The sequence below is a fragment of the Tenuifilum sp. genome (assembly GCF_037481895.1).
GTDB classification, from domain to species: domain Bacteria; phylum Bacteroidota; class Bacteroidia; order Bacteroidales; family Tenuifilaceae; genus Tenuifilum; species Tenuifilum osseticum.
This window is the reverse complement of sequence record NZ_JBBFKU010000003.1, coordinates 82,084-97,129: the sequence shown is the minus strand read 5'-3', so window position 1 is coordinate 97,129 and position 15,046 is coordinate 82,084. Positions and strand designations below refer to the sequence as shown.

Below are 15,046 nucleotides of genomic sequence, written 5' to 3'. Positions count from 1 at the left end.
TGACGACTTAATAGTTAATAAACAAAAAAAGACCCTTAATTCAGGGTCTTTTCATGCATTATATTCACGGCTAATCAATATTCATAGGTTTATCTACCTTCTCGTTTAGCAAAGCTAAATCAAGCACCTCGTGGATGTTGCTAACGTAATGGAATTTCAACCCTTTAACGTATGCAGCATCAATCTCGGAAACATCCTTGCGATTATCGGCCGAAAGAATGATATCGGTAATGTTGGCGCGTTTAGCGGCAAGTATTTTCTCCTTGATACCACCCACTGGCAGCACCTTGCCTCTAAGTGTTATCTCCCCAGTCATTGCTACGTTTGCCCTAACCTTACGCTGGGTAAATGCCGATGCTAGCGAGGTTACCATTGTAATACCAGCCGAAGGCCCATCCTTTGGGATTGCCCCTTCGGGTACATGGATGTGCACATTCCATTTCTCAAAAACCTCGTGTTTAATTCCAAGATAATCGGCGTGCGATTTAATATATTCAAGGGCCAGAATGGCCGACTCCTTCATTACCTCGCCCAGATTACCCGTTAGGGTGAGATTACCTTTACCGCGGCTAAGACTGGTTTCCACAAAAAGTATTTCGCCACCAACTTCAGTCCAAGCCAGCCCGGTAACAACACCAGCAATATCGTTGCCTTGATAAAGTTCCTTTGTATAGCGCGGAACTCCAAGAATCTTTTCAACATCCTTATTGGTTAGCTTGGGATTATACTTTTGCTCCGAGGCAATCATACGGGTAGCGTATCGAACCAGCTTTGCAATTTTCTGGTTCAGGTTTCGAACGCCACTCTCCCGGGTGTATTCCTGAATTACCTTTGCCAATACTTTATCGCTCAACTCCAAGGCATCACTATTCAAGCCATGCTCCTTGAGCTGGTTAGGAAGCAAATGGCGCTTAGCAATCTCGACCTTTTCCTCCAAGCTGTACCCGCTAACCTCAATCATTTCCATACGGTCGCGTAGCGCAGGGTTTATGGTGCTCACGGTATTGGCAGTGGTAATAAACAGCACCTTTGAAAGATCATATTCCACCTCTACAAAGTTGTCGTGGAATGTGCTATTCTGCTCGGGGTCGAGCACTTCCAGCAAAGCCGAAGCGGGATCGCCATGGAAATCTTTACCCACCTTATCAATCTCATCGAGGATGATGACAGGATTCGACGATTTTACCTTTTTCAGGCTTTGAATTATGCGGCCAGGCATGGCGCCAATGTACGTTTTGCGGTGACCACGAATCTCAGCCTCATCGTGCATTCCTCCTAACGAGATACGAGCATACTTTCGACCCAACGCTCTGGCAACCGACTTGCCAAGCGAGGTTTTACCCACTCCCGGAGGCCCGTACAAGCATAGGATTGGCGCCTTTAAGTCGCCTTTAAGCTTGAGCACAGCCAAATGCTCCAGGATACGCTCCTTTACCTGCTCAAGGCCAAAGTGGTCTTCATCGAGGATATTTTTGGCATGATCAAGGTTGAAATTGTCATTGGTGTACTCATTCCACGGCAAGTCGAGCAGTAACTGAACGTAGTTCAGCTGAACCGAATACTCCCCGGCCATGGGGTTCATACGGTTGAGCTTGTTGACCTCCTTATCAAAATGTTCAGCAACTTCCTTACTCCACTTTTTGGCCTTAGCGCGCTCCTTGAGCTCATTTATCTCCTGCTCAATGGGGTTTCCTCCCAGCTCATCCTGAATGGTTTTCATCTGCTGCTGAAGGAAATACTCACGCTGCTGCTGGTCAAGATCGTGCTTGACCTTGTTCTGAATATCGTGTTTCAACTCAAGCATTTGCAGCTCACGGGTTAAAATCCGTAGCAGCTGCTCAGCCCGTCTCTTAAGGTCATGCTCTTCAAGCAATGCTTGTTTTTCATCAGTCTTAATATCGCTATTTGCCGATATAAAGTTCACAAGCATTTTGGGGTTATCGATATTCTTTATGGCAAACGAAGCCTCCTTGGGTAGATTTGGCGAAAGATGTATTATTCGAATGGTGAGATCCCTTATTGATTCGGTTAAGGCTATGAACTCTGTATCGTCCTCGTTTGGTAAAAGCTCAGCCAGTTCCAGAACGCGAGCCATAAAGTAGGGCTCCTCACTTACAAATTGGTCGACACGGAATCGCGATAATCCCTGAAGTATAACTGACGAGTTGCCATCGGGCAGTTCAAGCACCTTAATAACCTGAGCAATGGTGCCAACCTTAAAAAGATCGCCTGATGAGGGATCCTCAACACGGGCATCGACTTGCGAGAGCACTCCAATTATTTTCTTTTTTGGTGGTAGACTTGCAATTAGGTTTAGCGATTTCTCCCGCCCAACGGTAATTGGCATCAGTACACCGGGAAATAGAACAGTGTTACGCAATGCCATTATGGGTAGCACATCGGGGATATCTGCCTTTTTGACCTCGGGCACTTCGCCCTCTGCCAAAATGGGTATAAAGTTTACTTCTGAATCGTTAGTATCGTCCATTTGCTGATTTAGTATTGATAGTCCAAACTTTTTCTTCATTTTATCTCCTCTCAATTTTCTGACAATATGACACATTAAAGGGTAAAACTAACCCAGCTTACTATATGGTCAATTGCTATGCCAAAAAGTAGTTGATGGTTGTTGGTATTAAAACCTTGCCCCCCAGAGCGGTACAGGCCATTAAACCCTGAATCTTTATCCTTTACCTTTATCCTTTATCCTTTTCCCTTTATCCTTAATACATCCTGTATTCTCGGGTTAGCTCAAAAACCTTTAGTAGGATTTCCTTGTCGATATCGGTAAAAGGCAAATCGCGACGCGACATCATAATCCGGGCGGTTTCAAAAGCTTTTTGGGGTTGATAGGTTGTAAAGCCGGCCGCCCCTCCCCACGAAAAGCAAGGGATAAAATTTCGGGGGAAACCATCGCCAAAAATGTTGGCACTTACACCAACCACTGTGCCGGTATTAAACATAGTATTTATGCCACATTTTGAATGGTCGCCCATTATTAGCCCACAGAACTGCAAACCGGTATCAACAAATCCCTTTTTTCGGTAGCTCCAAAGCTTAACAGAAGCATAATTGTTTTTGAGGTTTGAGTTATTGGTATCGGCGCCCAGATTACACCATTCTCCTATTACCGAATTACCGATAAAACCATCGTGAGCCTTGTTTGAAAAAGCAAAAAACACGCTGTTATTAACCTCGCCGCCAACCTTGCAGTATGGACCAACGGTGGTTGGGCCATATATTTTTGCACCCATTTTCAGCGCTGAATGCTCACCAAGGGCAAAGGGGCCACGCACTATGGAACCCTCCATTACTTCGGCATCCTTCCCTATGTATATCGGACCAGTTTCGGCATTAAGAATTGCGCACTCCACGCGAGCACCCCCCTCAATAAAAACATTATCAGGGTTTAAAACAGTATTGGTAGCTGAAATTGGTTGCGACTTCCGCCCCTTAGTGATAAGGCTATAATCGCGAACCAGGGCTTCGCCATTGTTTCGGAAAATATCCCAGGGATACTTGACCTCGAGAATATCATCCGGATACTCAAACGTCTTCTCGAACAAGCCTGCTGCGGGTAAAGTGTCCACTGTGCTGTTAAGCATTGCCGCTATAAGCGTGTCGCCCTTAACAATTGCCTGGTTAGGCTTGAGCGCTCTTATTTTATCAACCAAATTGCTATCGGGGCAAACACCTCCATTTACAAACAAAACAGGTTCCCCCTTGGGAGCATTTGGATATTTGGCCTGAAGGTAATCCTGCGTTAAATAGTGAACCGATGCCCCGGTTAGCATTGACCACTTTTGGGATATGGTAAGAATACCCATGCGGATTTCAGCCACCGGACGGGTAAAGGTTAAAGGCAGTAAATCGTCGCGCCTTTGGTCATCAAAAAGAACTATGATGTTAATCATATAAATCGATTTATTTTGAACAAAGTTACCAAAAAAAGTAACCCTCTTAAAACAAAAAAAGCTCTTATACCTAAGAGCTTTTCCTGAATTATTTGAGCAACATTACTTTTTATTATCCATGTGCTTTTTGTAGCGGTTCATGAACTTATCCACACGACCGGCGGTGTCAACCAACTTAACTTTACCGGTGTAGAATGGGTGTGAAGTGTTCGAAATTTCAACCTTTACCAAAGGATACTCAACTCCATCGATAGTAATGGTGTCCTTGGTGTTCACAGCCGACTTGGTGATAAATACATGCTCATTGGACATGTCCTTGAATGCCACCAGACGGTAATTTTCCGGATGTATTCCCTTTTTCATTGTATTATAAATTTGTTTACTTCCAACTTCGGTTTAATGGGCTGCAAAGTTATCAACTTATATTTAAATATCAAACTATTGCAGCTAAAAAATGATTTATCCGGATAAGTTTTAATTTCGCCTGTTCAGTTTGGCAAGCAGTTTAAGAATTTCAATGTAAAGCCAGATAAGGGTAACCATCAAGCCAAATGCTCCATACCACTCCATGAACTTGGGTGCACCCGATGCTGAAGCCCTATCAATAAAATCGAGATCGATAATGATATTAAGCGCTGCAACACCAACCACTATTAGGCTAAAGATGATTCCAAAGGTTCCGCTACCATGAATAAAACCCAAGCTTATGCCAAAGAAACTGAGTATAAAGGAAATAAAGTAGGTTAATGCAATAGCGCCAGTGGCTGCTATAACCATCACCTTAAATTTACCTGTAGCTCTGATTGTTCCGCTGCGGTAAGCCAATAGCATCAGGAAGAAAACGGCTAGGGTTAACCCAATTGCCTGCATTACTATACCAGCTCCATACGATGATGCAAAGTAGGCAGATATTCCACCAAGGAAAATCCCCTCAAGCAAGGCATAAATCGGAGCAGTGTAAGGTGACGTTTTGGGCGCAAATATCACCACCAGCGATGTAATAAAACCGCCTATTCCTCCAACCAACATCCACGGAACAACCGATGCGGGGTTGACACTCTCGAAAAAGATACGCCAGGTATAAGCTGCTCCCAGAATTACCAGCCCAAGCATTAGCAATGCCTTATTCAAAGTTCCCTGAAGTGTCATAACCTCAGCACCCGAAGCATAACCGGCTTTTGAAAATATCCTGTCCGATAGGGCAGGATTTGATGATTTAGTTAAGTTCATACAAATACCTTGTTTAAAATTCAATACGCATTAATCAAAAATTATGCCGTGCAAAAGTAGCAGATTATTCGGTTAATTCAAAAAGTAGCTCATTACCAACCCAAGCGGCCAGTTCGTTCTCCGACTCGGTCATCCTACTGGCTGTTTCCGAAACCCTTGCAGCCAGTTCAGGGCTGCGTTTAGCAATTTCGCGTAAGGCGAACTGGGCTGCCGACTGGGTTAAATCGGTCATCTCCTCGGCCATATTCTCAATGATGCCGATATAAGGTTCAAGCAAACTCTCTTTAATGGCTGTATCGGATGCCTTACGGGCAATAATTAGCAAACCTGCTTTACGCAAAAGCTCATCGTTGCTTAGGCACCATTCAATGCTACGCGAAAGCGCAAATTCCGATTTCCAGAACAAGTTACCGCAAACCTGTTCCACAATTTCGGGGTTGGTAAACTCCGCAGCCCACTCATCAATCTGCTCACCTGTCAATCTTTCAGGGTCGGCAATCAGGCTTGCCAGAATTTTACACTCCCTGATATCTTCGGCATAAAGCTCTAACGCCAGGTCATGGTCGCCCTTATAGGGCTTTGCCAACTCCTTGAGCTCAGGAATAGGAACTCCATAGTTCACCTTGTAAATAATACCGGCCATACGCATGTTCTCTGCCACTTCGCCATTAGCCCTGTGTATTACCTGCGATTTTATCTCCAAGACCTTTTCCAACGATGCCATAAACTCTCCAATTTTGCTCAAAATTACACTGAAAAAGTGCCGTTTCAAAGTTTCGAGGTAAATAGTTCAACATTTAAAAACGCAACTATAATAAGGTGCTTGATTGGTTACTTTCCACTTAATTGCTTTTACCCTTCTGCCTGTTTTACAGGAAAAACCAAGAAAACGCAAAAACGGAAAGCGTTAACAGGGAATAGGCCAAAAATATTTTTACTGGTACATATGAAAGTAAAGGAATTTTCAACTGGTAGGAGTTGTATGCCATAAGCAACACTTTTTCAAGGGCATATACAATTACCGTTGCTGCTGCTACTCCATTTATTCCAAAATACTTAACCAGTAAAAGGCTCAGAATGATATTCATTATCATTTCAACAATTGAAATGGATAGTACAGCCACGTTTTTACGAAATCCCTGGGTAACCGTTTGCGGGAATATAACCCTGCTTATTACAATTAAGCAGTATATCATAAAAACATTAGCACTTTCCTGGAACTCAGCCCCAAAAACAAGGGGGAATAGCCATCGGGATAGAAGGATTGCAGCAATTGAGGTAGGGAAAAGAATGTGCATCAACCTTGAACTCTCCAGCTTAAGATTCAAGAGAGTATTTCCCAGCCTTTGCCTGTCGGCAAAATCGGCCAACATGGAATTGCTTAACGATGCTGCAAGAACTGTAGCCAATGGGATTTCGCGCGCTCCAAAACGGTAAACCGCAAAGGTTGATGAATCGTAATAGTATCCAATAATTAACTGATCGATATATAAGCCTGAGCTGCTAATAAGGAATTTCAAGGAAAGCGGGATGCCATCGCTTAGGTAATCCTTTAAAAAATCGACATTAACTCTGAATTTTGAATTACGGACTAAAAGCGATATTAACCAAATAAAACGGACTGCCGATACCACTATCAAACCCAATACAGCAAATGCCACATCTAAACCAAACAATACAGGCAAAACCACAAGGATTATCTGAATGCCATAGGTAATGATGCCATACGATAGCATGGCCTTATAATTTCCGTGCAGAAAGTAAATGTATTCGGCCATTGTTGAAGGGGTGCTCAAAAGCATGTAAAGTAGCATCAAGGGGAAAAGGCTATGATTAATGGCTGCAAAACCAGTAATAGTTGCGGTAAAAACTGTAGCAAACAGGCAAGCCAAAACAGTAAGCCCCAAAATAACCATAAAGGCATTAAACAAACTGTCATCTTTTGAAATGTCGTTATTACGGGGATAAAGCGGAAGCAATGCTTGAATTAGCCCTGTAACCCAAAATGTAGTAAGTAGCCCGCTAATAAAGAGCACCGCCTCATAGTTTCCTATTGCAGTTTTGCCAAAGCCAAGCCTTGCCATGGCTATCCCAATGGTAAGCATGGCAACAAAGCGCATTACCTGAAAAGCTTGCAATGCGCGTGTTGAATTTGATGCAAGGCCAAACATAAATATAACTTGCTAATGCGAAGGTATTAAAATTGATGTCAAAACAGCGTTTAATCAAATTACTTTTGAACATTTTTGCATTTAGAAAAAATGTTTATACCTTTGCAGCCGCAATTGACATGGTGGATGTAGCTCAGCTGGTTAGAGCACCAGATTGTGGATCTGGGGGTCGTGGGTTCAAGTCCCATCTTCCACCCAAACCCGGCCAAAAGCCGGGTTTTTTATTTTGATAGATTTAAAATTGCAGGTAAATTATTTTCAAATTTTCTGCTGGTCATTTCATCCTCTTCAAAACTTCTGAACGTACTCCTAGAGGAACCGCTTCAGCTGAAAACGCTATTCCATTCCTGCTTAAACATTTCTGTCGTTTCCCCTTGACTTTTCCCAATCCTAAGGGTAAATTTGGGGAAATACCAAACCGTTAGCATAATGTATAATCTGCTTAACCGTAGTAAAAAGCTATGTGCTTTTACGCTAACAGTTTTAATAGTAACCGAAACATCGTGTAACGGACAGAATATGAATAAACCTAACGATTTCGACAGGCAGCCAGCTGTGGCAGGACAATTTTATCCTGGCACAAAAGCTCAGCTGGAAAAGGAGGTGAAATCTTACTTCGATAGTGCACAAAAGGTTTTGGATGCTCAGCCCCTAGCCCTGATTGTACCTCATGCCGGTTACGTTTTTTCCGGTCAGGTGGCTGCAAGCGGATATAGGCAAATTGACAGGGATAAAAAGTTCAAGCATATCTTCCTGATAGGATCGAGCCACACCATGTTTTTTACAGGAGCAGCCGTTTACACCAAGGGGGCATTTATTACGCCGCTAGGCAGGGTTCCTATTGACCCCTTGGCAAACGAACTGGTTCAAAACCATAAGGTGTTTACGGATGATGTTAAACCACATATCAAGGAGCATAGCCTTGAGGTTCAATTGCCATTCCTGCAATACTGGCTAAAAAACGATTTTTCCATTATCCCCATTATTATTGGTGGCGAATCGCAAGCCACTGTTACCCTTTTGGCCGAAGCATTAGAACCATACCTTAACCCCGATAATCTTTTCATAATCAGTTCCGACTTCTCACACTACCCCTCTTACGAGGATGCCCGCCGCACCGACGACGATATGGCCCATGCCATTGTCTCTAACTCGCCTGTAGAGTTCATGAAAGCCAAAATCCGAAACGAGAATGCCGGTATCGACGACCTGGCAACAGCCATGTGTGGATGGACATCGGGGCTTACACTTTTGAAAATCACCGAGGGGAAACCGGGTATTACATACAAAACAATAAAGTATAGGAACTCCGGCGATTCGCCTTACGGCGGCAAGGATAGGGTTGTAGGCTATTGGGCTATTGCTGCCATTCAACAGCAAGCCAAAACTGCAGACTTCAACCTAACCGACAACGATAAACGCGAGTTACTCAAACTTGCACGGAAAACCATCACCGAATACCTTTCCGGGAAAACCCCCACACCACCCGATGAGTCAAAACTATCATCAACCCTAAAAACCAATGCCGGCGCCTTTGTAACACTGCACAACCACGGTAAGTTACGTGGATGCATTGGAAATTTTTCCACCACAACCCCACTCTACCGTGTAGTAATGGCCATGGCCATATCGGCGGCAACTGAGGATTACCGTTTTGAATCGGTAACAGCCGATGAGTTGAACGATATTGATATTGAGATTTCGGTTCTTACCCCAATGAAACGAATAAGCAACATTAAGGAGATTGAACTGGGTAAGCATGGAATATATATCAAAAAAGGAGGTCGTTCCGGAACGTTTTTGCCACAGGTGGCAAAGGAAACCCGATGGTCGCTTGAAGAATTCCTTGGCTACTGCGCACGCGACAAGGCTGGTATTGGGTGGGATGGCTGGCGCGATGCCGAAATATTTACCTACGAGGCCATTGTTTTCGATGAGAAGGAACTGGGCTTAAAGTAGATTGCCACTCATGAGTTCACCCTACCTCCTGATTCCCATTTTGTTAGCCATCACCATATATTATCTACTTGGCAGCCTAATGGTGCAAGCAGGCATTATATCTTTTTCTACCCATAGGAAGTTCTGGAACTTTGCTCTGCTGTTTGTATTCCTTGGCTGTGCCATTCTTGGAATTCTACTAACAATCAATATAAACTATAAGCTGGGGTGGAGTTTTGTAAAGGTCATACTACAGTGGCACGTTCAGCTTGGGATTGCCATGAGCGTGGTGGCATTCATTCATACCCTTTGGCACAGGGGGTACTTCAGCAAATACCTTTTGTTTAGGGGTAGGCAAACCAAAACAGCAACGGTTAATACAAAGCAGCAACTTGTAAAGTCAGCTTTTGCACTTGGACTACTCTCGGTATCGCTTCAGGTACTGCTGATTAGGCAGTTCACTAAGGTATTCCAGGGGAACGAGTTCCTAATAACATGGATAATAGGTATTTGGATGCTACTGTCGGCTGCGGGTGCCATTGCCGGAAGCCGAACGGGAAACGGGATAAACCCCCAAAAGTTAACCCGAATGGCACTAGGGTTTATGTTTCTCTCAGCCATAATTTTCATTTTCTTATCGGGCGAAATCAGGCAAACCTTTTTCCCGTCGGGAGTGCTTATTCCACCTTACCATGTTATGGTGATGATTGTCGTAATGATGACTCCCACCGCTTTCCCATCGGGCATGGTTTACGCCTTGCTCACCAAACAATTAAAATCGGAATACTCATCCATTTATGCTTACGAAGCATTAGGAAGTTTGGCAGGGGGACTTTTGCTATCGCTTGTAATTATCTGGATTTTTAATACATACATTGCAGCAATAGCGGTTGGTTTTTTAGCAAGTTTAATCATAGCCTACCCCCTTAAAAATTTTGCCAGACTTGCATTTCCATTGGCGCTTTTAACAATAGGCATATCAGTAAAAATATTAAATTTTGATATTAAAGCGGAGTCGTTGCTTTTTCCGGGGCAGAAGGTAGTATCGGTAACCGATTCGCCCCATGGAAGTATAACCGTGACCGGGTCGGAGGATCAACTCAATTTTTTCGAAAATGGAACAATGCTTTTTGGCACGCAAAATACCATTTACTGCGAGGAAGTAGTGCATTACACCATGGCGCAACGCTATATGCCCAGTAAGGTTTTACTGGTATCGGGAGGTTATGCGGGTCTGATTGATGAATTGAAAAAGTACAAGCTTGTAAAAGTAGATTATGTAGAACCTAATCCCCATCTTTTAAGGATGAGTCAAAACTATTGTAAGGTTGATTTCCCGGACAATACTAAAATTACTAATAGTGACATTCGTGGTTTTTTGAGAAAATTATCGGAAAAGTACGACATTGCAATTATCACAACGCCCGAGCCAACATCGCTTGAACAAAACCGTTTCTATACCATTGAATTCCTTAAACTTTTAAAGAAGCACTTAACAGCAGATGGGGTTTTAAGTATTAGCCTTTCAGGTATTGGGAACTACCCATCGGCACCAAAGCAAAAGGCCTACACGTCGATAGCAGCTACTTTTAAGAGCGTTTTCCGTAAAGTAGAGGTAATAAGCGGCGAGCGCGATTACCTGCTTGCATCGGATAGCACTATACGTATTGATATGGCTCAATTACTAAGCGAGCAAAATATTGGCGAAGCCAACTTATACGTACGCCCCGATTACATCAACGATGAGCACATTGCTCAGCGTAACCATTTCTTTCATGAGCAAACCCAATCAACCCAGAAAATAAACACCGATAATCATCCTTGGCCGGTATTGCAAAACACGCTAGGGTACCTATCGATGTTTGGCGATAAGGTTTGGCTACTTATGGCCGTTGGAGTCGTCCTTTTGCTTATCCCTTTCTTTGTTACTAACTACCACCTTCGCGCGATGTATGCTGTAGGATTTGCCGGATCGGCTATCCAAACCCTTTACCTATTAACTCTACAAATTGCAGCCGGCTTACTTTACGGCACGCTTGGCGCAATGATTGCCCTTTTCATGGGAGGACTTGCGCTAGGCTCAATGGCAAACGGGAAGGTAATCAGTATAAAACCTAAACACATAAAAATTTCACTAATCGGTTCATTTATTATTCTTTTTGCCCTTTTTATAACTATGATGCATGTGGAAATTTGGCTATTAATAGCCATTGTAAGTGCAGGAATACTCATTGCTTCGTTTAGTGTTGGTTACCTGTATATTAGTATTACCGAGAATTCAAACTCTAACCCCAACCAACCTGCCAAAACCTATGCTGCCGACCTTATGGGATCGGCTGCTGGCATTGTAATTGTTACACTTTTACTAATACCATCAATTGGATTTCTCTCAAGCATTGCGGTATTATTGGTTTTCATTGGCATTTACCTGTTTCTTAAAGTTTAAAAAATTCACACCATGGAAAAGATATCGCGCCGCGAATTCCTAAAAAGGAGCCTATTAGCTACCGGTGGTTTAATGGCTCTGCGATACTTAAGCCTATCGGCATTTGGATTGGACGATAAACCCTGGAAGTGGAGCCGCGAGGCCATGTTTTACACACCCACTCCGCGCGGTATGCGTTGCAACCTTTGCCCCAATGAGTGCAATATTCGTCCCGGAGAAACCAGTCAGTGCCGCAACCGGGTTAACTACAACGGAAAGCTATACACCATTGCCTACGGAAATCCGTGCGCTGTGCATATCGATCCCATTGAGAAGAAACCGCTTTACCATTACTACCCGGGAAGCAAATCGTTTTCCATTGCAACGGCTGGTTGTAACTTTGGTTGCCTAAACTGTCAGAACTGGGAGATCTCGCAAAGCAGCCCCAAGGATACCCGAAATGCAGAACTATTCCCCGAACAGGTGGTTGAGCAGGCCAAGCGCAATGGATGCAAAAGCATAGCATACACCTACTCAGAGCCAATTACTTTTTACGAATACATGTATGAAACCGCTGGAATTGCTCAGAAAAAGGGCATAGGCAATGTACTAGTATCGAACGGTTACATAAACGAGGAACCGCTACGCGAACTCGCAAAAAGGATTGATGCCGCCAACATCGATCTGAAATCGTTTAGTAATGAAATCTACCTAAAGCTTAATGCAGGAACCCTGGAGCCTATTCTTAACACCTTACGCACACTGCTCGAGATGAACGTTTGGGTTGAAATAACCAACCTGGTTATACCCACATGGACCGATGATTATGCCATGATACGTAAGATGTGCCAATGGCTGGCAAGTAATGGATTTTCCGAAGTGCCGTTGCATTTTAGCCGGTTCTTCCCGTTATACAAGCTTACCCAGCTCCCACAAACACCAACATCAACGCTGATTAAGGCAAGAGAGATTGCCCAATCGTGTGGGTTGAAATATGTTTACATAGGCAATATAGCTCTGCCCGGATCGGGCGATACCATTTGCCCATCATGCGGTAAGGTGGTTGTGGAACGTAAGGGATACAATGTAGCACTTGTTAACCTTAACAATGGGAAATGCGGCTGGTGTGGAGCAAAAATTAACGGGCGATGGTCATAGCCATTTCAACGCACTGCTCCCCTTGCTCACTCGCGTCTGCGGACGCGTGCGGCATACGCCACTCATTGCTGGCTCGGGCTTGTAGCCCGTGACAAATACTTCTTACACTTTTTTACTTATTCGAGCTGGGCTTCATTGAAAACACCTTTTAAAATAATTGCACGGATTACAAATCCGCGCGAGCGGGTCAATTTTAAGCAAACATTCAAACATTTTCGATTACTATTTCTGCAATCAAGTTAAACCTTAAACGCATAAGCCAGCTTCACTTGTGTTTGCGAATATTTTTGCAAAACCATTTTAATGTAATAGGTTTGCAGATTATTTTGCGGGAATGGAATTTGAACTCTATACACTACAAAACGGGATACGACTTGCCCATAAACGAACCGATTCGCCAGTGGCATACTGCTGCATAATGGTAAATACCGGCACACGCGACGAGTTCGATCATGAGCATGGCCTGGCCCATTTTATTGAGCATGTAATTTTTAAGGGAACAAAAAAACGCAAGGCATTTCACATCATGAGCCGTATGGAGGATGTGGGTGGCGACCTAAATGCTTACACATCCAAGGAGGAAACAGTTATTCATGCCACGTTCCTCAAGCAAGATTTCGCCCGCGCAGTTGAGTTACTGGCCGACATTATGTTCCATAGCACTTTCCCGGAGAAAGAGCTCAAGCGGGAAAAGGAAGTAATTGTTGATGAGATAAACTCATACCACGATTCGCCTTCCGAATTAATTTTTGATGATTTTGAGGAGTTAATTTTCCCCAACCACCCCTTTGGGCGAAATATTTTAGGTACAAAAAAGCAGCTTGGGAAGTTTACCAGAAAACACATTGTCGATTTTATGGGACGCACCTATAACACCGACGAGATGGTTTTTTGCTCAATTGGAAACATCCCATTTAATCGGATAGTTAAGCTTGCCGAAAAGTATTTTGGTGGCATACACCCAAACACCCGTAATTACAAAAGGCTTCCTATTACCGAATACTTACCACAAAGAAAAACTCTAAAAAAATCAACCTACCAATCGCACTGCATTGTTGGCACTACTGCGTACGACCTGCATAACCCAAACCGTATTGCAATGCACCTGGTAAACAACATCCTTGGAGGTCCTGGAATGAACTCAAGGCTCAACCTGGCGCTCCGTGAACGGCATGGCTTGGCCTACAATGTGGAATCGTCGTACACTCCATACAGCGATACCGGTATATTTACCATTTACTTTGGCACCGATAAGGCTGATACCGATAAGGCAATTGAACTTATTCTTCAGGAACTGGATGGCCTACGAAATAAACGGATGGGTATACTGCAGCTCTCCAAAGCTAAAAAACAACTTATCGGCCAACTGGCCATTGGTGCCGAAAGCGGGGAAAACCTAATGATTTCCACGGCCAAAAGCATTTTGGTTTACGAACGCCCCGATAACATTCAGAACGTGTTCAAAAGAATTGAGGAGATAACGTCGTTGGAGGTTATGGAGATTGCCAATGAAATACTTAGCCCCAATAGGCTGTCGATGCTAATATACAAGTAGCCATGTATACCACAAACCATGAGATTGACAAATACCTCGAAAGCCACACTACCCCGGTGGATGAGGTGCTCCATGAGCTAACCCGCCATACATTCCTTACCACCTATAACCCACGCATGATAAGCGGCCCCGTTCAGGGTAAATTCATTGAGATGATTTGCCAGATGGTACGCCCAAATCGTATACTTGAGATTGGTACATTTACAGGTTACTCAACCATTTGCATGGCAAAAGCGCTTCCAGCAGGCAAATACATCGACACCATTGAGGTAAACGATGAGCTGCAGGAAACCATTGAACATTATACTGCTAAAGCAGGGGTCTCCAGCAAGGTTAACCTTATCATTGGCAACGCCCTTACAGTAATCCCCGGCCTTCCCCACACATACGATTTGATATACATTGATGGTGAGAAAAAGGAGTATCCACAGTACTTGAACTTATGTACAGAAAAATTAAACGCAGGTGGATTCCTGATAGCCGATAATGTTTTATGGAATGGCAAGGTGGCTGACCCAACATGCACCGACGAGCAAACAAAAGCAATCCGACAGTTCAACAAAATGGTTCAGGAAAACACCACCCTTGAAAATGTATTGCTGCCTATTCGTGATGGAATGATGATTGTTAGAAAAAAATTCTGATAATTTTGTTA

At 43.6% G+C, this 15,046-nt stretch carries 11 protein-coding genes and 1 tRNA gene; 6 read left to right on the top strand and 6 right to left on the bottom strand.

The features are described 5' to 3' along the window. Positions 1–70: 70 nt before the first annotated feature. From lon to WHS63_RS01790, 6 genes are all read right to left on the bottom strand, one after another. On the bottom strand, positions 71–2,527 hold the full coding sequence (gene lon / locus WHS63_RS01815) for an endopeptidase La (RefSeq protein ID WP_445203627.1): 2,457 nt from the start codon (positions 2,525–2,527) through the stop codon (positions 71–73). Between the two features lie 196 nt (positions 2,528–2,723). Next, positions 2,724–3,914, bottom strand: coding sequence for a GlmU family protein (locus WHS63_RS01810; RefSeq protein ID WP_445203626.1), 1,191 nt, complete (start codon positions 3,912–3,914; stop codon positions 2,724–2,726). A 102-nt stretch (positions 3,915–4,016) separates the two neighbouring features. Further along, positions 4,017–4,277 (bottom strand): type B 50S ribosomal protein L31, encoded by a 261-nt coding sequence (locus tag WHS63_RS01805; protein WP_369489318.1) that lies wholly within the window; start codon positions 4,275–4,277, stop codon positions 4,017–4,019. 111 nt (positions 4,278–4,388) lie between these two features. Further along, positions 4,389–5,144, bottom strand: coding sequence for a Bax inhibitor-1/YccA family protein (locus WHS63_RS01800; RefSeq protein WP_445203625.1), 756 nt, complete (start codon positions 5,142–5,144; stop codon positions 4,389–4,391). A gap of 64 nt (positions 5,145–5,208) precedes the next feature. Then, positions 5,209–5,868, bottom strand: coding sequence for a DNA alkylation repair protein (locus WHS63_RS01795; protein ID WP_445203624.1), 660 nt, complete (start codon positions 5,866–5,868; stop codon positions 5,209–5,211). Positions 5,869–6,013: 145 nt separating this feature from the next. Continuing rightward, on the bottom strand, positions 6,014–7,315 hold the full coding sequence (locus WHS63_RS01790; RefSeq protein WP_445203623.1) for an oligosaccharide flippase family protein: 1,302 nt from the start codon (positions 7,313–7,315) through the stop codon (positions 6,014–6,016). Positions 7,316–7,436: 121 nt separating this feature from the next. On the opposite strand from WHS63_RS01790, the gene WHS63_RS01785 reads away from it, so the two are divergent. From WHS63_RS01785 to WHS63_RS01760, 6 genes are all read left to right on the top strand, one after another. Further along, positions 7,437–7,512, top strand: a tRNA-His gene (locus tag WHS63_RS01785). Positions 7,513–7,744: 232 nt separating this feature from the next. Beyond that, positions 7,745–9,274, top strand: coding sequence for an AmmeMemoRadiSam system protein B (amrB, locus tag WHS63_RS01780; protein ID WP_445203622.1), 1,530 nt, complete (start codon positions 7,745–7,747; stop codon positions 9,272–9,274). 10 nt (positions 9,275–9,284) lie between these two features. Then, positions 9,285–11,699 carry a hypothetical protein gene (locus WHS63_RS01775; protein ID WP_445203621.1) on the top strand — a complete coding sequence of 805 codons (2,415 nt, stop codon included), beginning with the start codon at positions 9,285–9,287 and terminating at the stop codon, positions 11,697–11,699. Positions 11,700–11,711: 12 nt separating this feature from the next. Beyond that, positions 11,712–12,836 (top strand): AmmeMemoRadiSam system radical SAM enzyme, encoded by a 1,125-nt coding sequence (gene amrS, locus WHS63_RS01770; protein ID WP_445203620.1) that lies wholly within the window; start codon positions 11,712–11,714, stop codon positions 12,834–12,836. A gap of 334 nt (positions 12,837–13,170) precedes the next feature. Then, entirely contained in the window at positions 13,171–14,391 is a 1,221-nt protein-coding gene (locus tag WHS63_RS01765) for a M16 family metallopeptidase (protein WP_445203619.1), read from the top strand. 2 nt (positions 14,392–14,393) lie between these two features. Then, entirely contained in the window at positions 14,394–15,035 is a 642-nt protein-coding gene (locus tag WHS63_RS01760; protein ID WP_445203618.1) for an O-methyltransferase, read from the top strand. The last annotated feature ends 11 nt before the right edge of the window (positions 15,036–15,046 follow it).